This window comes from Streptomyces sp. NPDC020731 (genome assembly GCF_044334705.1).
In the GTDB taxonomy this organism is placed as follows: Bacteria; Actinomycetota; Actinomycetes; order Streptomycetales; family Streptomycetaceae; genus Streptomyces.
In genome coordinates this window covers 260177-282594 of record NZ_JBIRTN010000003.1, presented here as the reverse complement: position 1 = coordinate 282594, position 22418 = coordinate 260177, and the positions used below count along the sequence as shown (strand labels likewise).

At 72.1% G+C, this 22418-nt stretch carries 16 protein-coding genes and 1 pseudogene; 6 read left to right on the top strand and 11 right to left on the bottom strand.

What is annotated here, in order from left to right; translation table 11 throughout:
• The first annotated feature begins 29 nt into the window (after positions 1-29).
• On the top strand, positions 30-2084 hold the full coding sequence (locus tag ACH4VX_RS06380; protein ID WP_398366179.1) for a phosphocholine-specific phospholipase C: 2055 nt from the start codon (positions 30-32) through the stop codon (positions 2082-2084).
• Positions 2085-2138: 54 nt separating this feature from the next.
• On the opposite strand, the gene ACH4VX_RS06375 is transcribed toward ACH4VX_RS06380, so the two are convergent.
• Positions 2139-3167 (bottom strand): hypothetical protein, encoded by a 1029-nt coding sequence (locus tag ACH4VX_RS06375; RefSeq protein WP_398366178.1) that lies wholly within the window; start codon positions 3165-3167, stop codon positions 2139-2141.
• A gap of 260 nt (positions 3168-3427) precedes the next feature.
• Between ACH4VX_RS06375 and ACH4VX_RS06370 the strand changes: the two genes are divergently transcribed.
• Positions 3428-4042: a TetR/AcrR family transcriptional regulator C-terminal ligand-binding domain-containing protein gene (locus tag ACH4VX_RS06370; protein ID WP_398366177.1), complete on the top strand. Its 615-nt coding sequence runs from the start codon at positions 3428-3430 to the stop codon at positions 4040-4042.
• Between the two features lie 139 nt (positions 4043-4181).
• Here ACH4VX_RS06370 and ACH4VX_RS06365 read toward each other — a convergent pair whose 3' ends face one another.
• Positions 4182-5177 (bottom strand): DUF2510 domain-containing protein, encoded by a 996-nt coding sequence (locus ACH4VX_RS06365; protein WP_398366176.1) that lies wholly within the window; start codon positions 5175-5177, stop codon positions 4182-4184.
• 263 nt (positions 5178-5440) lie between these two features.
• On the opposite strand from ACH4VX_RS06365, the gene ACH4VX_RS06360 reads away from it, so the two are divergent.
• Positions 5441-8128, top strand: coding sequence for an ATP-binding protein (locus ACH4VX_RS06360; RefSeq protein ID WP_398366175.1), 2688 nt, complete (start codon positions 5441-5443; stop codon positions 8126-8128).
• A gap of 8 nt (positions 8129-8136) precedes the next feature.
• Here ACH4VX_RS06360 and pcaD read toward each other — a convergent pair whose 3' ends face one another.
• Genes pcaD through ACH4VX_RS06330 form a run of 6 tightly spaced genes read right to left on the bottom strand, consistent with a single transcriptional unit; the run spans position 8137 to position 13367 of the window.
• Positions 8137-9255: a 3-oxoadipate enol-lactonase gene (gene pcaD / locus ACH4VX_RS06355; protein ID WP_398366174.1), complete on the bottom strand. Its 1119-nt coding sequence runs from the start codon at positions 9253-9255 to the stop codon at positions 8137-8139.
• Positions 9252-10583 carry a 3-carboxy-cis,cis-muconate cycloisomerase gene (gene pcaB, locus ACH4VX_RS06350; RefSeq protein ID WP_398366173.1) on the bottom strand — a complete coding sequence of 444 codons (1332 nt, stop codon included), beginning with the start codon at positions 10581-10583 and terminating at the stop codon, positions 9252-9254. The genes pcaD and pcaB overlap by 4 nt, the downstream gene beginning before the upstream one ends.
• Positions 10580-11185 (bottom strand): protocatechuate 3,4-dioxygenase subunit alpha, encoded by a 606-nt coding sequence (gene pcaG / locus ACH4VX_RS06345; protein WP_398366172.1) that lies wholly within the window; start codon positions 11183-11185, stop codon positions 10580-10582. The genes pcaB and pcaG overlap by 4 nt, the downstream gene beginning before the upstream one ends.
• A gap of 6 nt (positions 11186-11191) precedes the next feature.
• The gene (gene pcaH, locus ACH4VX_RS06340) at positions 11192-11971 is read right to left on the bottom strand and encodes a protocatechuate 3,4-dioxygenase subunit beta (RefSeq protein ID WP_398366171.1); all 780 of its coding nucleotides are present in this window, start codon (positions 11969-11971) and stop codon (positions 11192-11194) included.
• The gene (locus ACH4VX_RS06335) at positions 11968-12612 is read right to left on the bottom strand and encodes a CoA transferase subunit B (RefSeq protein WP_398366170.1); all 645 of its coding nucleotides are present in this window, start codon (positions 12610-12612) and stop codon (positions 11968-11970) included. Before ACH4VX_RS06335 ends, pcaH begins: the two co-directional genes overlap by 4 nt.
• A complete protein-coding gene (locus ACH4VX_RS06330) occupies positions 12612-13367 on the bottom strand; it encodes a CoA transferase subunit A (RefSeq protein ID WP_398366169.1) in 756 nt (251 codons plus the stop codon). Before ACH4VX_RS06330 ends, ACH4VX_RS06335 begins: the two co-directional genes overlap by 1 nt.
• A 142-nt stretch (positions 13368-13509) precedes the next feature.
• On the opposite strand from ACH4VX_RS06330, the gene ACH4VX_RS06325 reads away from it, so the two are divergent.
• Complete coding sequence (locus tag ACH4VX_RS06325) at positions 13510-13974, top strand: MarR family winged helix-turn-helix transcriptional regulator (RefSeq protein WP_398366168.1); 465 nt, start codon at positions 13510-13512, stop codon at positions 13972-13974.
• Between the two features lie 3 nt (positions 13975-13977).
• On the opposite strand, the pseudogene ACH4VX_RS06320 reads toward ACH4VX_RS06325, so the two are convergent.
• Positions 13978-14971, bottom strand: a pseudogene (locus tag ACH4VX_RS06320) (DUF3048 domain-containing protein).
• Between the two features lie 198 nt (positions 14972-15169).
• Here ACH4VX_RS06320 and ACH4VX_RS06315 point away from each other — a divergent pair.
• Complete coding sequence (locus ACH4VX_RS06315; protein ID WP_398366167.1) at positions 15170-16360, top strand: zinc-dependent alcohol dehydrogenase; 1191 nt, start codon at positions 15170-15172, stop codon at positions 16358-16360.
• 98 nt (positions 16361-16458) lie between these two features.
• Here ACH4VX_RS06315 and ACH4VX_RS06310 read toward each other — a convergent pair whose 3' ends face one another.
• Positions 16459-18654, bottom strand: coding sequence for an OmpL47-type beta-barrel domain-containing protein (locus tag ACH4VX_RS06310; protein WP_398366313.1), 2196 nt, complete (start codon positions 18652-18654; stop codon positions 16459-16461).
• A gap of 14 nt (positions 18655-18668) precedes the next feature.
• Positions 18669-21179 (bottom strand): ThuA domain-containing protein, encoded by a 2511-nt coding sequence (locus ACH4VX_RS06305; protein WP_398366166.1) that lies wholly within the window; start codon positions 21177-21179, stop codon positions 18669-18671.
• A 210-nt stretch (positions 21180-21389) separates the two neighbouring features.
• On the opposite strand from ACH4VX_RS06305, the gene ACH4VX_RS06300 reads away from it, so the two are divergent.
• A complete protein-coding gene (locus tag ACH4VX_RS06300) occupies positions 21390-22376 on the top strand; it encodes a multicopper oxidase domain-containing protein (RefSeq protein ID WP_398366165.1) in 987 nt (328 codons plus the stop codon).
• Positions 22377-22418: the final 42 nt, after the last annotated feature.

The window sequence follows — 22418 nt, the reverse complement described above, 5'->3', positions numbered from 1 at the left end:
ATCCGGCACCGCACGAGAGGCCCTCACCCATGCCCGAAGTCAACCGGCGCCGATTCCTCCAACTCGCGGGCGCCACCACGGCGTTCAGCGCGCTGTCCGCGAGCATCGAGCGGGCCGCCGCGCTCCCGGCCAACCACCGCTCGGGGTCGATCGAGGACGTCGAGCACATCGTCGTCCTCATGCAGGAGAACCGCTCCTTCGACCACTACTTCGGCAGACTGCGCGGCGTCCGCGGCTTCGGCGACCCGCACCCGGTGACCCTGGACGACGGCAGGTCGGTGTGGCACCAGACCAAGAGCGACGGCACGGAGGTCCTGCCGTTCCGCCCGGAGGCCGACGACCTCGGCATGCAGTTCCTGGAAGGGCTGCCGCACAGCTGGCCCGACGGCCAGGAGGCCTACCACGACGGCAAGTACGACCGCTGGCTGCCCGCCAAGGGCACCACCACCATGGCGTACCTGACCCGCGAGGACATCCCCTTCCACTACGCGCTCGCCGACACCTTCACCGTCTGCGACGCCTACCACTGCTCCTTCATCGGCTCCACCGACCCCAACCGCTACTACCTGTGGTCGGGCCACACCGGCAACGACGGCAAGGGCGGCGGCCCGGTCCTCGGCAACGACGAACTCGGCTACGACTGGACCACGTACCCCGAGCGGCTGGAGGAGGCCGGGATCTCCTGGAAGATCTACCAGGACATCGGCGACGGCCTGGACTCGGCCGGCCACTGGGGCTGGATCCCCGACGCCTACCGCGGCAACTACGGCGACAACTCCCTGCTGTACTTCAACAAGTACCGCGACGCCGAACCCGGCGACCCCTGGTACGACAAGGCCCGCACCGGCACCGACGTCAAGAACGGCGACGGCTGGTTCGACCGGCTCCGCGCCGACGTCGAGGCCGGCCGGCTGCCGCAGGTCTCCTGGATCGCCGCTCCCGAGGCCTTCTCCGAGCATTCCAACTGGCCGTCCAACTACGGCGCCTGGTACATCTCCCAGGTCCTGGACGCGCTCACCTCCAACCCGGCGGTCTGGGCGAAGACCGCCCTGTTCATCACGTACGACGAGAACGACGGCTTCTTCGACCACGTGGTGCCGCCGCTGCCGCCGAAGTCGGCCGCGCAGGGCCGGTCCACCGTCGACGTCTCCCTGGACCTCTTCGAGGGCAGCGCGACCCACCGCGAGGGCTTCTACGGGCTCGGCCCGCGCGTGCCGATGCTGGTGGTCTCGCCGTGGAGCAAGGGCGGGTACGTCTGCTCGGAGACGTTCGACCACACCTCGGTCATCCGGTTCATGGAGCGCCGCTTCGGTGTGCGCGAACCGGGCATCTCGCCGTGGCGGCGCGCGATCTGCGGCGACCTGACCTCCGCCTTCGACTTCTCCCGCGGGGACAGCAGGCCGGCCCGGCTGCCGGACACCGATGCCTACGAGCCGCCGGACCGCGACCGCCACCCCGACTACCGGCCCACGCCCCCGGCCGACGCCGGCATGCCCCGCCAGGAGCGCGGACTGCGCCCGGCCCGCCCACTGAAGTACGCCCCGGCGGTGGACGGTTCCGCCGACCCGGCGACCGGGAGGTTCACGCTGACCTTCGCCTCCGGCGCCCGGGCGGGAGCCGCCTTCCTGGTCACGTCCGGCAACCGTGCCGACGGCCCCTGGACCTATACGACCGGGGCCGGTGAGAAGATTTCGGACACCTGGAACTCGGCGTACTCGGCAGGCTCGTACGACCTCACCGTGCACGGCCCGAACGGTTTCCTCCGCGTCTTCCGGGGACCGAACGGGGCCGCGGGCCCTGAGGTCACCGCCCGCCACGCCGGCGACGACATCCGGCTGACATTCGTCAACGAGGGACCCGGCACGGCCCGGCTGCGGCTGGCCGACGGATACGGAGGCCGCCCCACGACCGTCACCGTCCGCCCCGGCGCCACCGTGCACCGCACCGTCGACCTGCGCGGAAGCCACCGCTGGTACGACCTGACGGTCACCTCCCCGGCCGAGCCGGCGTACCTGCGCCGCTTCGCGGGGCACGTCGAGAACGGCCGGCCGGGCGTCAGCGACCCGGCGATCGCCACGGACTGACCGCGGACCGGCCGGACGCCCGCGACCGGGCGACGGACCGCCCTCGGCCTCCGGTCAGGCGGCCGAGGGCGGCCCGGCGGCCCGCGGCCGACGCTCCGGGACCGTCCCCGCCGCCGGAACCAGGACACCGACGACCGGGCGGTCCTCCACGGAGCTCCGCTGCTTCACCGGGTCGGCCGGTCCGGGCCGGGGTACGGGGGTGATCACGTGGGCCGGGGCCACCGGGTCCGGCGAGGTCCGCGGGGCCGCGGGTGCTCCCGCCCGGTGGGGTGCCGCCCGGCTGAGCAGGAGCACGCCCCAGGAGGCGAGTGCCGCGCCGGCCAGTGCCGGCAGGATGCCCGCCGGGCCGTCGCGGAGGCGTTCGCCGAGGAGGGAGAGGCCGATCGCCGCGGCCGCCAGCGGGTTCGTCAGGGTGACCACCGCGAGCGGGGCGCCCAGGCCGCCCCGGTAGGCGGTCTGCGACAGCAGCAGTCCGCCGGCCGCGAGGGCGGCCACCAGCAGTGCCACCACGACCACCTGGACGCTGAGCAACGGGCCGGAGCGGCCCGTCACCGCGACCGTCACGGTCTGGGTGAGCGCCGAGGCCACCCCGGAGGCGATGCCCGACGCGGTCGCGTGCCGCAGACCGGGCCGGGACCCCGGCCACGACAGCAGGCCGATCAGGGACGCCGTACCGCCCGTGACGACCAGCGCCTCGGACACGCTCAGTACGTCGTCGGGCGCCGGCCCGGACGCCGTCACCAGCACGGCCGCCAGACCGGCGAGGGTGAACGCCGTACCCCGCCACTCGACCGCGCTCACCGGCCGCCCCGCGATCCGCGCCCCCATGGGCACCGCCGCGACCAGGGTGAGGGCGCCGAGCGGCTGGACCACGGTGAGCGGGCCGTACTTGAGCGCCACCACATGGAGCAGCGCGGCCGAGGCGTTCAGCGCGACCGCCCACCACCAGGCGCCGTCGGCCAGCAGCCGCAGCGTGCCGGTGCCGGAGGACCGGGAGGCCAGCCGTTCCTGGGCCACCGCCGCGGCGGCGTAGGCGACGGCGGAGACGAGGGACAGCAGGACGGCCACGACGACGCCGCTCATCGGCCGGCCCCCGCGAGCACCCGTTCCCGCGCCGGGCGCGCGGACGCGCCGGATCCCGCGGGTTCCGACTCCTTGCGGGCATTCATCCCCCGGACCTTTCGCTGACGGTGGTGCAGACGGTGCACATGGGTACCGACTCTCATCGATACGGGATCGTACCGATACGCCAGTGTACCGATACGGTCGCGTACCGGTACACTGGCGTATCGATGACGTGCACCTCACTCGAAGGACAACTCGAAGGACAAGGAGCCGAGCCGATGACGTCGCAGGACGCGGACCGACCCGAGCCGGTCGGAACCTCGCGCCGCTCCAAGATCACGCCGGAGCGTGAGCGGGAGTTCTTCGACGCCGTGCTGGACCAGATCCGCGAGTGCGGCTACGACGCCGTCACCATGGAGGGCGTCGCCGCCAGCACGCGGTGCAGCAAGTCCACGCTGTACCGGCAGTGGCGGACCAAGCCCCGGTTCGTCGCCGCCGCCCTGCGCTCCAACCGGCAGGCGCGGTTCGCCCGCATCGACACCGGCACCCTCGCAGGGGACCTGCGCGAGGCGGCGCGGTGCGCGGGGGAGTGGTCACCGAAGGACACCACGCTGCTCCAGGCGCTCGGGCCCGCGGTCCTCCAGGACCGGGAACTGGCGCAGGCGCTGCGCGAGGCCCTGGTAGACCCGGAGATCAGCGCGCTGGAGGAGATCCTGCGGCGCGGTGTCGAGCGCGGGGAGGTCGCCGCCGGGAACCCGGCGCTGGAGTACATTCCGGCGCAGATCTTCGGAGTGCTGCGGGTCCGGCCCATGCTGGACGGCCGCAACGCGGACCCGGACTATCTGATCCGGTTCGTCGAGGCCGCCGTGCTGCCGGCCCTCGGCCTCCGATGAGACCCAGGCCGCCGTCGACGGGATGACCGTACGGCGGCCTGACCGCGCCGCACCGTGGGGACGGGGGCGGCGCCCCTCCCGGCCGGGTGGGACACCCCTTGAGCGGAGGGGTGTCCCACCCGGCCGTCAGGTGCGGGTGTCAGACGTCCTGGCCGTCGCCGCCGCCCGACGACACCTCGATACCCCCGGTGATCTCGTCGAGGACGGACTGCTTCTGATCGGTGTCCACCCCGAAGCGGACCACGACGATCTGCTGCGGCTGCGCGGGGGACGGGAAGGCCAGCGACTGGACGTACCCGTCGGAGCCCTTGCTGGTGACCGCCTTCCAGCGCACCAGATAGCCCTTCTGCCCGGCCACGGTCACGGCCTTGGACGCGAGGACGTCGTGCGAGGTGATCTTCCCGTACGCCTCACCGCCGTAGCTCTCCTCCGCGTTGGCGGAGATGTCCGCCTTGGCGACCTCCTCGGCGGTGGAGCCCCGGGTGCCGAACGCCAGGGCCGGCGCCGAGTACGCCCCGCCCTTGGTGCACGTCTTGGAGGTGTCGCCGGGACAGTCGTACGAGTCCTCCGACGTCACCGAGGCACCCACCTGCGACTCCTGGCCGTACCAGCCGTCCGGGATGGGCAGACTGATCCCGCTCAGCCCGTCGGTCACCGACCCGCTCTCGATCCGCGGTGCCTCGGACCCGTCCGGCCCCGACTCCTCGCCACCGGAACCACCGGAGTCCCCGTCCGGCCCGCCGGAGTCCCCGTCCTGCCCGTCCGGGTCACCGAACGGCCCGCCGTCCCGTCCGCCCGGCCCCTGCGAGGTCGCGGTACCGCCGCCCCCGCCGTCGTCCGTCAGCGCGTACACACCCACACCGATGCTCGCCAGGACGGCGACGGCCACCGCCACGGCTATCCCGTTCCGCACCCGCCGCCCCGGCCCGGGCGGCGCCGGAGCGGGATACGCCGGGTGGACCGGATACGCCGGCCCGCCCGCGCCGCCCGGCGCCGGGGGACCCCAGGCGGCGGCCGACCCCACCGGACGGACCTGCTCCGTCCAGGCCCTGCCGTCCCACCAGCGCTCGGTGGCCGGCCCCTCATTCGTCTGCCCGGGGTCGGGGTACCACCCGGGAGGAGTCACCTGCGTCATGCCCCTACCGTATGAGGCCTCGGTGAAAGCCGGATGAGAGAGCCCCGTCACACCTCCGTCCGGACCGCCCGGGGAATTGTCATCTCCCTTCCCCTTGACAGGTGTTGACCACAAGGAGCCCTGGTGAGGGGAGGCACGCGTCGACTCCTCGGGCCCGTGTCACCCATCACGGCAACATGTGACGCGAGCGGGCACCGCTCGGACGGCAGGAGGACTAGGCTCAAGGTCTGTACGTCATTCGGGCGACTCGGGGAGGTAGCGGGATGACGGAGGTACGGCCCCCGGCCGCCCCCTCGGCGGCCCTGTGGGAGCGGGACGCGGAAGTCGCCGCCCTCGCACAGGCCGTCGACACCCTGTGCTCGGACCGTTCCTCACCGGGCAGCCTGCTGGTCCTGCGGGGCGAGGCCGGACTCGGCAAGACCGCGCTGCTGGCCGAGACCCGCCGCATCGCCGAACAGCGCGGCTGCACCGTGTGGTCGGCCCGCGGCGGCGAGACCCTGCGCTCCGTCCCCTTCAACGTCGTACGCCAGCTCCTCCAGCCCGCGCTGGTGTCGATGCTGCCCGAGGAGGCACGCGAGTACCTCGGCGACTGGTACGACATCGCCGGCCCCGCCCTCGGCATAGCCGACCCCGGCGAGCGGCACGCCGACCCGCAGGGCGTGTGCGAGGGACTGGTCGCCGCCGTGCGCCGGCTGGCCCGCCGGGACTGGCCACTGGTCCTGCTGATCGACGACGCCCACTGGGCCGACCAGGAGACCCTGCGCTGGCTCGCCTCCTTCGCCGAACGCCTGGCGGACGTGTCCGTCCTCGTCGTGGTCGCCCGCCGGCCCGGCGAGATCTCCGGAGTCAGCGCCCGGCACCTGGACACCGTCGCCGCCGCGGCCGACCGGCCCGTCACCACCCTCAGCGCCCTCACCCCGGAGGCCGTGGCCGGACTCACCCGCGCCACCCTGGGCGAGAACGCCGACGCCGCGTTCTGCCGCGAGGTGTGGGCCGTCACCGGCGGCAACCCCTACGAGACCGTCGAACTCCTCGCCAAGGTCCAGGACAGCGAGCTCGAACCCGTCGAGGCCCACGCCGGCGAACTGCGCGACCTGAACCGCTCCGCCCGCGGCGGCGGACTCGTCGCCCGTCTGGAACAACTCGGCATAGACGCCACCCGGTTCGCCTGGGCCGCCGCCATCCTCGGCAACGACATCACCGTCGACCTGGCGGCCCGGCTCGCCACCCTGGACGTCGACGACGCCGGCCGCTGCGCCGAGCTCCTGCGCAGCACCCGCATCCTCACCGCCCCCGACCCGTCCGCCACGGGCCGCACCGCCCCCGCCGACCTCGAGTTCGTCCACCCGCTGATCGCCACCGCCGTCTACAACTCCATCCCCGACGCGCTGCGCCGCGCCATGCACGGCATAGCCGCCCGGATCGTCACCGACTCCGGACGCGGCGCCGCCGCGGCGGCCCGTCACCTCCTCGAAGTGCACCCGGACGACGACGAGGAACTCGTCTGGCAACTGCGCGAGGCCGCCCGCGAACACCTCGCCGTCGGCGCCCCGGACGCCGCCCGCCGCTGTCTGGAACGCGCCCTGGAGGAACCACCCCGCCCCGAGGTCCACGCGCAGGTCCTCTACGAACTGGGCTGCGCCACCTTCCTCACCGCACCCGCCCGCACCATCGGCCATCTGCGGGCCGCCCTCGGCATGCCCGGCCTCGACGGCGACCGCCGGGTGGACGCCGTGGTCCGCCTCTCCCAGGCGCTGCTGCACAACGACCAGTTGGAGGAGGCCGTCCGCACCGTCGAGGCGGAGGCCGCCCGGCTGGAACCCGGCCCCGCACAGATGCGGCTGCGGACCGTGCAGTTCATGTGGGAGGGCATCCACGCCGGCGAGACCGCCTCCCCCGGTCGCTCCGAGCGGCTCGCCGAACTCGCCGCCACCTGTACCGGCCGGGACAACTCCGAACGCGCGCTGCTCATCGTGCGCGGCTTCGACGCCATGATGCGCGGCGAGAACGCCGAGGAGATCGTCGAGATCTGCGACCGCGCCCTCGTCAACGGCCGCCTCGCCCCCGGCCTCGGCTGGACCGACTCCGAGTGGGGCGTCGAACTGCTGCTGATGCTGGCCGACGCCTACGCCTACACAGACCGCCTCGACCGCGCCGAGAGCCTCTACAACGAGGCCCTGCACGCCTACGACACGGCGGGCTGGAGCGGCGGCCACCTGGCCCTGGCCCATGCCTACGTGGGACTCGGGCACCGCAGGCGCGGCCGCCTGGAGGCGGCGGAGGCGGCACTGCGCGAGTCCCTGCGCCTGGCCGAACGCGTCGGCCGCGGACTGCCCCTGTACTGGACGGCGACCTGCAACCTCGTCGACACCCTGCTCGCACGCGGTCATGTCGACGAGGCCTGGGAGGTGGCCGAACGGCACGACTTCGCACCGCCCTACCCCTCCACCATCGTGCTGCCCGACCCGCGCTCCGTGCGCGGCCGGCTGCTGCTCGCCGTCGGCCGTACCCAGGAGGGTGTCAACGAACTGGAGGCGGCTCAGAAGGCGGCGGCCGCGCGCGGCCACCACAATCCGGTACACGTCTTCTGGGCCGCAGACCTCGCCCGCGCCCTCGCCACCGAGGACCCGGCCCGTGCCGCCCGGCTCGCCGTCGACGTCCGCAGGCAGGCCGAACGCTTCGGCACGGACACCGCCATAGGAGAGGCCCTGCGCGTCGCCGCCGCCCTGGAGACCGGCCAGCGCGCGGTCCGCCTCGCCGCCCAGGCGGTCACCTACCTGGAGTCCTCCCCCTGCCAGTACGAACACGCCGCGGCCCGCGTCGAGTACGGCATCCTCGCCCGGTCCGTCCCCGACCTCGAACGCGGCCTCGCCCTGGCCCGCTCCTGCGGAGCGGACGGCCTGGTGGAGCGGGCCAGGGCGGAACTGGGAACGGGAGCGGTGCCGCGGTAGCGCCCCGGCTACTCGTCCTCCTCCGCCAGCACCCGCTGGGCCGTGGCGAACGCCGAGTTCGCCGCCGGGACCCCGCAGTACACGGCCGTCTGGAGCAGCACCGCCCCGATCTCCTCGGGGGTGAGCCCGTTGCGCCGGGCCGCGCGGACGTGCATGGCGAGCTCGTCGTAGTGGCCGTGCGCGACCAGCGCCGTGAGCGTGATCATGCTGCGTTCGCGGCGGGTGAGGGTCGGGTCGGTCCAGATCTCGCCCCAGGCGTAGCGGGAGATGAAGTCCTGGAAGCGTGCCGTGAACGGCGTCTGCCGGGCCTGCGCCCGGTCCACGTGCGCGTCGCCCAGTACCTCCCGGCGCACCTCCATACCGCGCCGTGCGGTCCCGTCGAAGTGTGCCCGCAACGCGGTCAGTACCGCCTCCGGGCGCTGGGCCGGCGCCAGGTGCGAGGCACCCGGGATCTCCACGAGCGCGGCGTCCGGCACCGCGTCCGCGATCTCCCGCAGGTGCTCGGGCGGCGTCGCCGGGTCCTCCCGGCCGGCCACCAGCAGCGTCGGCACGGACACCTCCGCCAGCCGGTCCCGCAGATCGAACGCGGCCAGCGCGTCACAGCAGGCGGCGTACGCCCCCGGGTCGGCCTCCCGGTGGTCCCGGACCAGCCCCGGCACGGTGAACCCGGAGGTGAACCAGCGGGCGTCGGCGCCCTCCGCGAGTTCGGCGAGCCCCTCGCGACGCACCAGCGCCGCCCGCTCCTCCCACGGCTTGGCGCCGTTGAAGTGCGCCGAGGAACAGATCACGGCCAGCGACGACAGCCGGTCCGGACGGTGCACGGCCAGGTGCAGCCCCACCGCACCGCCCAGCGAGACGCCCGCGTACGCGAACCGCTCGATGCCGAGCGCGTCGGCGAGCGCGAGCACCAGCCCGGCGAGGTCGCCGACGGTCGCACCGGGACCGATCAGGTCCGCCGCCGAACCGCCGTGCCCCGGCAGGTCCCAGCGGACCACCCGGTGCGCGGCCGACAGCTCGGGCGCCACCTTGTCCCACAGGGCGTACGACGTGCCGAGCGAGGGGCCGAGCAGCAACGGGGGCGCGGAGGCGGGGCCTTCTTCCGCGTAATTCAGCAGTGCACTTGTCAACGTCGCTCCAGGGCACGGTCGGTGAGGGTTCCGGCGGAGCCGGTGTAACGGGCGGGATCGACGAGCGAGGAGACGTCGATCTCCTTCAACCCGTCTTCTGCGGCCAGCAGTTCGCCGAGGTCGCGGCCCTCCCGGTACGCCCGCCGGGCCAGTTCGGTGAGCAGCTCCTTCGCGCGGGCGCGGCCGAGGACCGGCGCCAGTTCGGCGGACAGCCGCTCGGAGACGATCAGTCCGTGGGTGAGCCCGAGGTGTCCGCGCATGACGTCCGGGCGCACCCGCAGTCCCTCGGTCAGTTCGGCCGCGTCCCGGGCGGCGCCGCCGACCAGGCGGAGCAGGTCCCTCAGTGGTTCCCACTCGGCGTGCCAGGCGCCGGCCGGCCGCTCGTCCTCGGCCACCAGTGAGCCGTACAGCGTCGCCGCGAGCTGCGGTGCGCGCCGCGCCGCTGCCGCGATCAGTGTCGAGCGCACCGGGTTCGCCTTGTGCGGCATGGCCGAGGAGCCGCCGCCGCTGCCCTCGGCGACCTCGGCGATCTCCGTGCGCGAGAGGGTGAGGACGTCCACGGCGAGCTTGCCGAGGGCCCCTGCCGTCAGCGCCAGGCACCCGGCGAGATCCGCGACGGGCGTGCGCAGGGTGTGCCAGGGCAACAGCGGTTCACGGAGCCCGAGTTCACGCGCGTACGCGCCCGGCAGCGCGGTGGCGTCCTCCGCCCCGTACGCGGAGAAGGCGGCCAGCGTCCCGGCCGCGCCGCCGAGTTGGGCGGGCAGCGAGCCGCGTACCGCCGTCACCCGGTCCCGCGCGTCCAGCACCAGCGACCGCCACCCGGCAGCCTTCAGCCCGAACGTCGTCGGTACGGCGTGCTGGGTCAGTGTCCGGCCCGGCATCGGCGTGTCACGATGCTCGGCGGCCAGCCGGGCCAGGGCCCGCCGGCAGCGGTCGAGGTCGGCGAGGACCGGGCCCAGGGCACGGTGGGCGACCAGCATCATGGCCGTGTCCATCATGTCCTGGCTGGTCGCCCCCCGGTGCACGTACGGGCCGTACCGCTCGCCGGCCGCCCGGGTCAGCTCCGCGACCAGCGGGATCACCGGATTCCCGCCGCCCCGTGCCCGCGCGGCGAGGGACGCGACGTCGAAACCGGCCGGATCGGCCGCCTCCGTCACCGCCGCCGCCGCCTCCGCGGGGGCGAGCCCCAGCGCGGCCTGCGCCCGGGTCAGCGCGGCCTCCGCGTCGAGCAGCGCCCGCAGGAACGCCGCGTCCGCCGTCTCGGCGGCGGCCGGGGAACCGGCCCACCCGGGGGCGAGCAGGCTCGTGTCGGAATCGGCTGATGTCACCGGAACTCCAGGAAGACCGTCTCGCCCTCGCCCTGAAGGCGGATGTCGAAACGGTACGTGCCCCCGCCCTCCTCGCCCGCGACCAGCGTGTCGCGCCGCCCGGTGTCGAGCCGGGACAGCAGCGGGTCCGCCGCCAGCGCCGCCTCGTCGCCCGGCAGGTAGATCCGGGTGAACAGGTGCACCAGCAGACCCCGCGCGAACACGCACACACTGAGATACGGCGCGTTCCCGCCGCGCGCTCCGGGGCGCAGCGTACGGGCGTACCAGTGGCCGTTCGCGTCGGTCTGGATCCGTCCGAAGCCGGTGAACTCCACGCCGTTGCGGCCGAGGAAGCCGCCGCTCGCCGGGTCCCGCCGTATCGAGCCGTCCGCCGTCGGCACGTTCCCCTCGGGATCCGGCCCCCACAGCTCCAGCAGCGCGTCCGGCAGCGGCCGGCCCTCGCCGTCGTACACGTACCCGTGCACGGTGACGGTGTCCGGATGCCCGAGGGGCGCGATGTCCTCACCGCCCGGGAAGGGCAGGGCGTGGCCGTAGAAGGGGCCGACCGTGTGCGACGGGGTGGGCAGCACGGTCTCCGGACGAGTGGTGTCGATCTTCGTCATGGTGGGTCAGCGCCCCTCTTCCATCCAGGTGGCCCGCGGTCCGTCGAGCACGATGTCCCAGTGGTAACCCATCGAGAACTCCGGCACCGACAGGTTGTGGTCGTACGTCGCGACCAGCCGCTGCCGGGCGGCGTCGTCCGTCACCGACTGGATGATCGGGTCGTACGGGAAGAGCGGATCGCTGGGGAAGTACATCTGCGTCACCAGCCGCTGGGTGAACGCCGAGCCGAAGACCGAGAAGTGGATGTGGGCGGGCCGCCAGGCGTTGAGGTGCTGGCGCCAGGGGTACGGGCCCGGCTGGACGGTGGTGAAGCGGTAGAAGCCGTCGTCGTCGCTGAGGGTGCGGCCCACGCCGGTGAAGTTCGGGTCCAGTGGCGCGTCGTGCTGCTCACGCTGATGGGCGTACCGTCCGGCCGAGTTGGCCTGCCAGATCTCCACCAGCTGGCCGCGCACCGGTCGTCCGTCGCGGTCCAGCAGCCGGCCGGAGACGGTGATGCGCTCACCGATCGGTTCCCCGTGGTGCTGCCGGGTGAGGTCGTTGTCGATCTCCGTGATGTCCCGCTCCCCGAACGCGGGGGAGGACAGCTCCACCAGCTCGGGGTCCTTGGTGACGTCGATGGCGACCGGCGGCTGCTTCGGGTGGCGCAGCACCGAGGAGCGGTACGGCGCGTAGTCGCGGCGCGGGTGGTGCTCGACGGGCGCGCCGTCGGCGACCCGCTTCTCGTACGCGGCGTGCTCGGCCGCGATCTCCTGGTCGATGTCGGCTTGAGTGAGTACGTCGGTCACGACAGGCCCTCCCCGAGGGTGAGTTCGGCTCCGGTCTTGGCGGTGATCTCCCGGACGGTCACGCCGGGAGCGGTCTCGACGAGGACGAGCCCGTCGTCGGTGACGTCGAGGACGCCGAGGTCGGTGATGATCCGGTCCACGCACTCCTTGCCGGTCAGCGGCAGCGCGCACTCCGTCACGATCTTCGGCGAGCCGTCCTTCGCGGTGTGGGTCATCACCACGATCACCGTGCGGGCGCCGTGGACCAGGTCCATCGCGCCGCCGATGCCGGTGACGAGCTTGCCGGGTATCGCCCAGTTGGCCAGGTCACCGCGCCCCGACACCTGCATCGCGCCGAGGACGGCGACGTCGATGTGCCCGCCCCGGATCATCGAGAAGGACAGCGCCGAGTCGAAGAAGGAGGCGCCCGCAAGGACCGTGACGGTCTCCTTCCCGGCGTTGATCAGGTCCGGGTCGACGGCGTCCTCGGCGGGGTACGGGCCGGTGCCCAGGATGCCGTTCTCGCTCTCCAGCACCACCTCGACACCGGGCGGGAGGTGGTTGGGGATCAGCGTGGGCAGGCCGATGCCGAGATTGACGTACTGGCCGTCTCGCAGTTCCCGGGCCGCCCGCGCGGCCATCTTCTCCCGTGTCCAGGCCATCAGCCGCTCACCGTCCGCCGCTCGATCTTCTTGTCCGCCGCCTGCTCGGGCGTGAGGGCGACCACCCGCTGCACGAAGACGCCCGGCAGGTGCACCGCGTCCGGGTCGAGGGCGCCGGGCTCGACCAGCTCCTCCACCTCCGCGACCGTGACCCGGCCCGCCATCGCGGCCAGGGGGTTGAAGTTGCGGGCGGACTTGTTGAACACCAGGTTCCCGTGCCGGTCGCCCTTCGCCGCCCGCACCAGCGCGTAGTCGGTGCGGATGCCGCGCTCCAGCACGTACTCCGAGCCGTCGAACTCCCGGACCTCCTTCGCGGGCGAGGCGAGAGCCACCCCGCCGGAGCCGTCGTAGCGCCAGGGCAGTCCGCCCTCGGCGACCTGCGTGCCCACCCCGGCCGGGGTGTAGAACGCCGGGATGCCGGCGCCTCCGGCGCGCAGCCTTTCGGCGAGCGTGCCCTGCGGGATCAGTTCCACCTCCAGCTCACCGGCCAGGTACTGCCGGGCGAACTCCTTGTTCGCGCCGATGTAGGAACCGGTCACCCGGGCGATCCGGCCCGCCGCCAGCAGCACCGCGAGCCCGGACTCCATCGCCCCGCAGTTGTTCGAGACGACCGACAGACCGTCGACCCCCCGCTCGTACAGCGCCTGGATCAGCACGTTCGGCACACCGCTGAGACCGAAGCCGCCCACCGCCAGTGACGCGCCGTCCGGCACGTCAGCCACCGCCTCCGCAGCCGAGGCGACCACCTTGTCCATCCGAGGAACCCCATCCCTTCCAGGTGACCCGATGACCATTTAGTCAGCGCACTGAGTATTTACACGAGATGGTTCCTCTGTCCAGTACTCTTCTGTTGCCATGGAAAATCAGTGCACCGACGAAACGACCGGGGGAGCGCACATGGCCGCCGTGGACCTCACCACCCATCCCGGGCACCTCGCCCGGCGGCTCCAGCAGGCGCACCACCTGCTGTGGAACACGATGGTCTCCGAGGAGACCACCTCGCCGCAGTTCGCGGTCCTCAACGCGCTCGTCGCCGAGCCGGGCCTGGACCAGCGCACCGTGGGGGAGCGGGTCGGGCTTGACCGGTCCACCATCGCCGAGGTGATCGCCCGGCTCATCCGGCGCGGGCTGCTGGACAAGGTCCGCGATCCGCAGGACGGCCGCCGCTTCCTGCTGCGCCTCACCGACGACGGCGTGCGCACCCACCGCAAGCTGACGGTGCGCACCGCGCGGATGAACCAGGTCTTCCTGGCCCCGCTCGACGCCGACGAGCAGGTGCTCTTCATCGACCTGATCCGGCGGGTGGCCGACACGGCCGAGGGACTGCGCGACCCGGCCCCCTCCCTGACCGCACCGTGCTGAGGCTCAGGGCATCCTCGCGTACACCACCCACACCTGGCCGCGCGCGAAGTTCATCGCTTCGCCGGAGCCGGTGCTGAACGAGGTGCCGTCCTCGGCGGCGGGCCGCTTCCAGTCCGCCTCGTAGGCGCGTCCGCCGCGCAGCACGGTGGCCCTCCCGGATCCCACCGTCTCGGTGTACGGGGTGTTGTTGCCGAGGAAGTCCCGGAAACCGGAGGAGCGCACGGTCACGTACTGCACCACGACCGTCGCGGGCGCCAGCCGCCCGCCCTCCGTGGTGAGCGTCGGGGCGCCGTCCATCGAGACCAGCCAGCGGTCGCGGTCGCCGGACCAGGTGAAGGTGAAGCGGGTGGCCGGGTGGCGCACCGTGAGCTCGTTCCGGGGCTCGCCGTCCGCCGGGGGCCGGCCGAAGCGGAAACCGGTGGTCAGGGCGGCCTCGCCGGGCGGTTCGTCCATGAGCCGCTCCGGTCGCAGATACAGGTTGTGGGGAGCGGACCGGCCGGCGCCCCGGGTGTAGGCCCCGGGCTCCGACTCGGGGGTCACCGCCTCGAGCGGTGCCCGCTCGATCAGCGGCGTCAGTTTGCTCTGCGCCCCGGAGTGGGCCAGCACCGGCCGGTCGAACTGGCGCAGCAGTTCCAGGTCCGACTCCCGGGCGCTGCGCACCGGACCGACGGACTCCGGCAGCTCGGTGGCGTAGACGGCGATCAGTCTGCTGGTTCCGCCCTCGACCTGTTCGGCGTACACCACGTCGGCGGCGTCCACGCCGGTCTGAGGCCGGGATGCGGGGGCGTTGTCGATCTTCACGGCGAGTACCGGCGGGCTGTCCTGTCCGCCGGGCCGGGTCGGCGACCCGGCCCGGCGAACCCCGCCCGTCGTCGCGCGGCCCGTCCGACGTCGTACAGCCCGCCGCCGACCCGGCCGCCAGCAACGCGGCGACCAGCACCCTCGCCCCCGCGCCGCGCCGCCGACGCGCCCCACGCTCCGTGCCCACCGTCGCCACCGCGCCCGCCTCATGTCATCTGTTGTCTTGATTGTGCGCTTTTCCGATCGTTGCTGGCCATAGCCGATCGGGGGTGCTCCCGCGCGGTGGCTTCCGTCGATCGGCCCGGCGCCCGGCGGTTCGGTGTACGGCCGCTCGGGTACCCGGACGCCCACCGCACGAGCGACACACCGGCCACCACGGAGGGAGCGGGCGGCGATGAAGGCACTGACCTGGCAGGGGAAGCGGAACGTGAAGGTGGAGAACGTGCCCGATCCCAGGATCGAGGAGCCGACGGACGCGGTCATCCGCGTCACCTCCACCGGACTGTGCGGATCCGATCTGCATCTGTACGAGGTCCTCACCCCGTTCATGACCCCGGGCGACATCCTCGGCCACGAGCCAATGGGCATCGTGGAGGAGGTCGGCGCGGCGGTGCCCGACCTCCAGGTCGGCGACCGGGTCGTGGTGCCGTTCCAGATCGCCTGCGGCAACTGCTGGATGTGCCTGACCGGACTGCCCACCCAGTGCGAGACCACCCAGGTGAACGCCGAGGGCATGGGCGCGGCGCTCTTCGGCTACACCCGGCTGTACGGCGCGGTACCGGGCGCCCAGGCCGAGTACCTGCGGGTCCCGCAGGCCCAGTACGGTCCGATCAAGGTTCCCGAGGGGCCGTCCGACGACCGGTTCGTCTACCTCTCCGACGTCCTGCCCACCGCCTGGCAGGCGGTCGAGTACGCCGGTGTCCCGCAGGGCGGCAGCGTCGCCGTGCTCGGGCTCGGCCCCATCGGCGACATGGCCTGCCGGATCGCCCAGGTCAAGGGCGCGGGACGGGTCTTCGGCGTGGACCTGGTCCCGGAACGGCTGAACCGGGCGAAGGAGCGGGGCGTGGAAACCTTCGACCTGCGCTCCTTCGACGACGAGAAGGAACTCGTCGCGGCGATCCGCGACCGGACCGACGGCCGCGGCCCCGACGCCGTGATCGACGCCGTCGGCACCGAGGCGCACGGCAGCGCGGCGGCCCGCATGGTGCAGAACGCCTCGGCGCTGCTGCCCCGCAAACTCAGCGGTCCGATGGCGGAACGCTTCAGTGTCGACCGGCTCGCCGCCCTGTACACCGCGATCGAACTGGTGCGCCGCGGCGGCACCATCTCGATCAGCGGCGTCTACGGCGGCATGGCCGACCCGATGCCCATGCTCACCCTGTTCGACAAGCAGATCCAGATGCGCATGGGCCAGGCGAACGTACGCCGCTGGAGCGACGAGATCATCCCCTACCTCAGCGACGAGGACCCGCTCGGTGTCGACGACTTCGCCACCCACCGCGTGCCGCTCGACGAGGCACCCCAGGCCTACGACATGTTCCAGAAGAAGCAGGACGGTGCGGTCAAGGTGCTGATAAAGCCCTGACCCGGAACCGGGGAACCCGGCCGGGCACGGCCGGGACGGGCCGGGAAGCCGGGGGATCCCGGCTTCCCGGCCCGCGGTGACTGCGGCACCCGTGGAAACTACAGCTCCTTGATCCGGACGTCCCGGTAGGAGACGACGTCCGTCGTGCCGTGCACCTGCAGTCCGAGGTAGCCGGAGGCGAACCGCCGCCCGTCCGTGCCCGGGTCGTCCGAGCGCGGCGGGGCGAAGTCCTGGCCGCCGGTGTTGTCGAACTCGTTGATCAGCACGCCGTTGCGGTAGACCGAGTAGTGCTGGTCCACCACCCGGATCTCGTAGTCGTTCCAGGTGCCCTTCTGCGTCACGCCCGCGCCGGCCAGGCCGACCCGGTCGAAACCGTAGACCGAGCCCGTCTTGTACATGTCGCCGGTGGGCGAGTCGAACACCTGGATCTCGTGCCCGAACTTGATGGCGGCCCACTCCGGCCGGGGCTCCTCCGGGTGGTCGTGGATCTGCGGGAACCGCACGAACACACCGGAGTTGGCGTTGCCGGTGCCAGGGGCGTCGTCACGCCACTGGAGCTTCAGCGAGAAGTCGCCGTACTTGCGCTCGGGGAACCACAGCATGCCGAGCCCGCCCCGGGTGGTGCCGGAGGTGATCGACCCGTCCGGGTTCAGCCCGAACGAACCGCCGCCCACCTGCTCCCACTTGGCGAACGACTCCTGGGTGCCGTCCAGGATCTTGCGGTAGCCCTCGGTCTGGCCGGGCTTTCCGATGCCGGACTGCCGGGCCGCCTTGTTGACCGCCCGGTACTCCCGCTGGTCGACGACCCCTTCCTTCTTGAGCTTGTCCAGCACGCTCTTCACGTGCTTCAGGAACAGCGCCTGTGAGGTCCACTCCTTCTCGTCCTCGATCAGTTCGCCTATCCGGCACCGGTCGTTGGTGACCCGGTTCGGCACACCCGAGTCGACCGTGCCGACGATCACCGTCGACCGTTCGTCGTACTCGGGGCAGTTGGGCGCGGGCACCCCGCCGTCCGCCACGACCGTGAAGCTCACCGTGAGCGGCCCGGAGGTGTTGCCGGCCCGGTCGCTCGCCCGGTACGCCACGGTGTGCCGGCCCGCCCGGTCGACGACCACGGGCCCGGTGTACGCCAGGTAGGGTCCGCCGTCGAGCGAGTACTCGATGCCGGCGACGCCGGAACCTGCGTGCCCGTCGTCGGCGCTGACGGTCACGGTGGCGTCACCGACGTAGGCGCCGTCGGAGTTCCTGGTGCCCTCCACGGTCACGCCGGTCGCCGGCGGGGTGGTGTCCTGCGGGGGAGCGGCGACGACCGTGAACTCCACGCTCTTGACCGCCGCCGCGTTGCCCGCCTTGTCGGTGGCGCGGTAGCGCACGGTGTGCGTGCCCACCTGGTGCACCATCACCGGACCGGTGTACGCCTGCCAGGCACCGTCGGCGCCGATCGCGTACTCGATGGTGTTGACGCCGGTGCCGGTGTCCGACGCGGTGACGGTGACCGTCGCCATGTCGATGTAGTCACCGCCGTCGTTCTTCTCGCCCGCCACCGTCGCCGAGGTCTCCGGCGGGGTGGTGTCGTCCGACTGCGGGGCGACGACGGTGAACTCGACGCTCTGCTCCGCCGAGACGTTGCCCGCCTCGTCCAGGGCGCGGTAGCGCACGGTGTGCGTGCCGACCTGGTCGACCACGACCGGGGCGGTGTACGGCTGCCAGGCGCCGTCGGCCCCGATCGCGTACTCGATCCGGTCCACGCCCGAGCCCTCGTCGGTGGCCCCGACCGTCACGCTCGCCGAACCGACGTACTGACCTTCGGCGTTCTGCGAACCGGTCACCTTCGCCGTGGCCTCGGGCGCGGTGGTGTCCTCACCACCGCCCTCGGTCACCGTCAGGATGCCCTGCATCTCGCCGTGGCCGGGAATGGTGCAGTGGTAGAAGTAGCGGCCCGGGGTGAGCGTCACCTCGGCGGTGTGCTTCCCGCCCTGGGCGTCGGCCGGATTGGCCAGGATGTTCAGCTGGACGTCGTTGTTGAACTCCGGGTCGGAGGTCACGAAGGTCAGCGTGTGCGGCATTCCGGTGGTGTTGCCGGTCGCCGCGCTGTTCTCGAAGACGATCGTCGCCGGACCGGCCACCGCGGTCGTCGGCGCCGAGGTGTACGCGGTGATGCCGTCATCGGCGGTCCAGGTGAGCACCTGCTCCGCCGCCGCCGTGTCCCTCGACCCGGTTGCCGTCCCGCCGGCCGCGGACGTCGTCTGCAGGCCGAGCATCATGAGCAGGGCGGTCAGCAGACCGGCCCACATTCTTCGTTGCCGTATCACTCGGTTCCCCTCGCCAGCTGACCGGCGGCCGGGGTCGGCCCGCCGCCCGTGTAGGTGACCCGCCACAGCGCGGACTTGGAGTCGGAGGTGAAGAAGCCGCGCCCGTAGTCGAGGACGTACAGCGAGCCGTCCGGGCCGAACTTCCAGCCCATCAGGTTCCTGATGCCGTCGTTGCCGACCGGCACGATCTTCTTCAGGGACTCCGAGTGCACCGGAAGACCGCCGTCTCCCTGTGTCTTCGGGTCCATCAGCACCGCGTTGCGCGGCTGGTCGGCGTCGTAGAAGTCACCGACGAACCACTTGCCGTCCCAGTACGCCGGCCACTTGACCTCACTGGCGCTGTCGGCGTCGTAGCGGTAGACCGGGCCGTTCATCGCGGCCTGCCCGCCGCCCTTGAGCCAGGGCAGCCGGTAGATGGCCTCGTCCTGCTCGTACGACGGGATGCCGTTCGCGTCGCGCGGGTAGTCCGGGCCGCCGCCCTGCGGCGAGTACCAGATGTTGTTGCCGGTCACCGGCGGCAGATTGACCAGACCGTCGTTGTTCGGCGACTCGTTCTTCGGGGCGTCGCAGTCGTACCAGCCCAGCGGCTTCGACGGGTCCGGCAGGTTCCGGTCCCGGTAGGGCTGCTTGTTGCCCATGCAGTACGGCCAGCCCCGGTTGGACGCCTCGGTGATCACGGCGAACGTGTCGTACTTCGCCGGACCCCAGGTCGTCGACGGGGCGCCGGCGTCCGGGCCGACCCAGCCCGCGTACAGGGTGTCGGTCGCCTTGTCGACGGAGATGCGCGCCGGGTTGCGCACGCCCATCACGTAGATCTCGCCGCGTGTCTTGCCGCCGCCCTCGGCGGTCTCCTTGCCGGTGAACAGATTGCCCTCGGGCAGCGTGTACGTGCCGTCCGGCTCCGGGTGGACGCGCAGGATCTTGCCGTTGAGGTTGTTGGTGTTGCCGGCGGTGCGGCGCGCGTCCGCGAAGGACACGCCCTTGAAGTTGGGCTCCGGGTTGTTGCCCGAGTAACCGCCGCTGAAGCCGCTGGAGTTGTTGTCACCGGTGGCGATGTACAGGTTGCCCCGGGAGTCCCAGGCCATCCCGCCGCCCGCGTGGCAGCAGCTGTGGATCTGCACCGGCCACTTCAGCAGCACCTTCTCGCTGCCCAGGTCCAGCTTGTCGGTGGCCCGGTCGAGCGTGAAGCGGGAGACCCGCCGCTCGGCCATGTGCGTGTCCCGGTTGATCCCGGAGTGCGGGGTGTAGTGCAGGTACACCCAACCGTTCTGCTCGAACCGCGGGTCCAGTTCGATGCCGAGCAGGCCCTCCTCGACCTTGCGCAGCTCGTCACCGCCGCCCTTGTTGCCGAAGACGGTGAGCGCCCCGGCGAGGGTGACCTTCCCGGTCTTCGGGTCGTAGACGTGGATCTCGCCCTTGCCCTTGCCGATGTCCGGGTCGTTCCAGTCGGTGACGACGGGCTGCGAGGCGTCCGCGCCGCCCCGGCCGATGTAGAGGACACGGCCGTCGGGGGCGGTGACCAGGCCGTGCGGTTCGCCGATCTGGTCGTTCTGTCCCGGCTGGTTGGGCCGGGTCAGCCGCTCCGCCTTGTAGTTGCCGGTGATCGTCGCCTTGCAGTCGGCCTGTGCCAGCCGGGTCGTCCAGAGCAGGGCGCCGCGCAGATGGTCACGGAAGTCGGTCTCGTCGTACGACGACACCGTGCCGCCCATGCCGGTGTAGAAGGACCGGCCGCCGTCGTAGTCACGGCACCAGCTGACCGGGTGGTCCCAGCCGTTGGCGCTCGCACCGGGCGCGTACGTCGACTCGCGCACCCTGGCGACCGTGTGCACGTCGCCGGAGGGGTTCTTCACCCAGTTCAGCCACTTGTCGGGCCGTTTCCACTGCATCGGCAGGCTCTTGGCCGCCGGATGCGTCCGGTCGCCGACCTCGACGGTCGCCCGCTGCACCTTCTCCGGACTGGAGGCGGCCGGGCGGGCGCCGATCAGACCGGTGAACCAGTCCGAGTACGGCTCCGCGCGGGCCGCGTCGTGCAGACCGACGAAACCGCCGCCGGCCTCCATGTACGCCTCGAGGCCCGCCTCCTGGTCCGGGTCGAGGACGTCCCCGCCGCCGGTCAGGAACACGACGGCGTTGAACCGGCCCAGCTTCTTGTCGTCGGTGAAGACCGAGGCGTCGTCCGTGGCGGTGACCTTGAACCGCTGGTCCGCCGGGCCGGACAGCCCGATCTTCTCGATCGCCGTGATCCCGGCGTTCACGAGCGGCGACTCGTCACCGCCGGCCGCGGAGCCGTGGAACAGCAGCACACGTACGTTCGCGCCGCCCGGGGGCGACTTGATGGACATCGTTGTCAGGGACGGATCCGGGGCCGGGCGCGCGCTGGCGGCGGGACCCGACAGCAGCCCGGCGGCGACGGCCCCGGCGGTCACGGTGGCCGCCCAGACGCGTCGTCTCGTTCTCGTCCTTCGTGCGCTTGTGGCGCTTCTCGTGCTCAACCCTCGTAAGCGCATGGGTTCTTGATGCGATGTGGACCGCACGTGGCCACCCACCCCTCCTCGGTCGCAGCAACAGCGTCAAGGAAGTTAGACCTCTTTGCGTCACACGCCAATACCTATCGCAGAAATGAAACGAACTTTGTCCTGAGTGTGGATAAACCATGGGGTGACCGCTACGGTTTCACAGGTTCATGACAGCTAACTGAGTCAACTGGGGAGTTCGGCATGGACAGACGCGGTTTCAACCGGCGGGTACTGCTGGGCGGCGCTGCCGTCGCGACATCGTTGTCCATCGCGCCCGAGGCCGTGGGCGCGGCCACACCGGCGAAGACCGCGCCCGCCGGGGGCGAGGTGCGGCGCCTCAAAATGTACGCCGAGCGGCTGGACGGCGGACAGATGGGCTACGGCTTCGAGAAGGGCAAGGCATCCGTCCCCGGCCCGCTGATCGAGCTCAACGAGGGCGACACGCTGCACATCGAGTTCGAGAACACCATGGACGTGCCCGTGAGCCTGCACGTCCACGGCCTGGACTACGAGATCTCCAGCGACGGCACCAAGCAGAACAAGAGCGACGTCGAACCCGGCGGCACCCGCACCTACACCTGGCGCACCCACAAGCCCGGCCGGCGCCCGGACGGCACCTGGCGGGCGGGCAGCGCGGGCTACTGGCACTACCACGACCACGTCGTCGGCACCGTGCACGGCACCGGCGGCATCCGCAACGGGCTGTACGGCCCGGTGATCGTCCGCCGCAAGGGCGACGTCCTGCCCGACGCGACCCACACCATCGTCTTCAACGACATGATGATCAACAACAAGCCGGCCCACTCCGGCCCGAACTTCGAGGCCACGGTGGGTGACCGCGTCGAGATCGTCATGATCACGCACGGTGAGTACTACCACACCTTCCACATGCACGGTCACCGCTGGGCCGACAACCGCACCGGCATGCTCACCGGACCCGACGACCCGAGCCAGGTCATCGACAACAAGATCGTGGGCCCCGCCGACTCCTTCGGCTTCCAGATCATCGCGGGGGAGGGCGTCGGAGCCGGTGCCTGGATGTACCACTGCCACGTCCAGAGCCACTCCGACATGGGCATGGTCGGCCTGTTCCTGGTGAAGAAGCCGGACGGCACCATCCCGGGGTACGACCCGCACGAGCACGCCCACGGAGCGGTCGCCGAGGAGGACCAGGAGCACGAACACTGACGCACCGGACGTGATCCGAGAGCGCTCTCGCCCCTGGCCGGG

What these genes read in the sequence shown, in the direction of transcription:
- ACH4VX_RS06380 (WP_398366179.1), top strand. Translation starts at nt 30, where the DNA reads ATGCCCGAAGTCAACCGGCGCCGATTCCTCCAACTCGCGGGCGCCACC.
- ACH4VX_RS06375 (WP_398366178.1), bottom strand. Translation starts at nt 3,167, where the DNA reads ATGAGCGGCGTCGTCGTGGCCGTCCTGCTGTCCCTCGTCTCCGCCGTC.
- ACH4VX_RS06370 (WP_398366177.1), top strand. Translation starts at nt 3,428, where the DNA reads ATGACGTCGCAGGACGCGGACCGACCCGAGCCGGTCGGAACCTCGCGC.
- ACH4VX_RS06365 (WP_398366176.1), bottom strand. Translation starts at nt 5,177, where the DNA reads ATGACGCAGGTGACTCCTCCCGGGTGGTACCCCGACCCCGGGCAGACG.
- ACH4VX_RS06360 (WP_398366175.1), top strand. Translation starts at nt 5,441, where the DNA reads ATGACGGAGGTACGGCCCCCGGCCGCCCCCTCGGCGGCCCTGTGGGAG.
- pcaG (WP_398366172.1), bottom strand. Translation starts at nt 11,185, where the DNA reads ATGACGAAGATCGACACCACTCGTCCGGAGACCGTGCTGCCCACCCCG.
- ACH4VX_RS06335 (WP_398366170.1), bottom strand. Translation starts at nt 12,612, where the DNA reads ATGGCCTGGACACGGGAGAAGATGGCCGCGCGGGCGGCCCGGGAACTG.
- ACH4VX_RS06330 (WP_398366169.1), bottom strand. Translation starts at nt 13,367, where the DNA reads ATGGACAAGGTGGTCGCCTCGGCTGCGGAGGCGGTGGCTGACGTGCCG.
- ACH4VX_RS06325 (WP_398366168.1), top strand. Translation starts at nt 13,510, where the DNA reads ATGGCCGCCGTGGACCTCACCACCCATCCCGGGCACCTCGCCCGGCGG.
- ACH4VX_RS06315 (WP_398366167.1), top strand. Translation starts at nt 15,170, where the DNA reads ATGAAGGCACTGACCTGGCAGGGGAAGCGGAACGTGAAGGTGGAGAAC.
- ACH4VX_RS06310 (WP_398366313.1), bottom strand. Translation starts at nt 18,654, where the DNA reads ATGTGGGCCGGTCTGCTGACCGCCCTGCTCATGATGCTCGGCCTGCAG.
- ACH4VX_RS06305 (WP_398366166.1), bottom strand. Translation starts at nt 21,179, where the DNA reads ATGCGCTTACGAGGGTTGAGCACGAGAAGCGCCACAAGCGCACGAAGG.
- ACH4VX_RS06300 (WP_398366165.1), top strand. Translation starts at nt 21,390, where the DNA reads ATGGACAGACGCGGTTTCAACCGGCGGGTACTGCTGGGCGGCGCTGCC.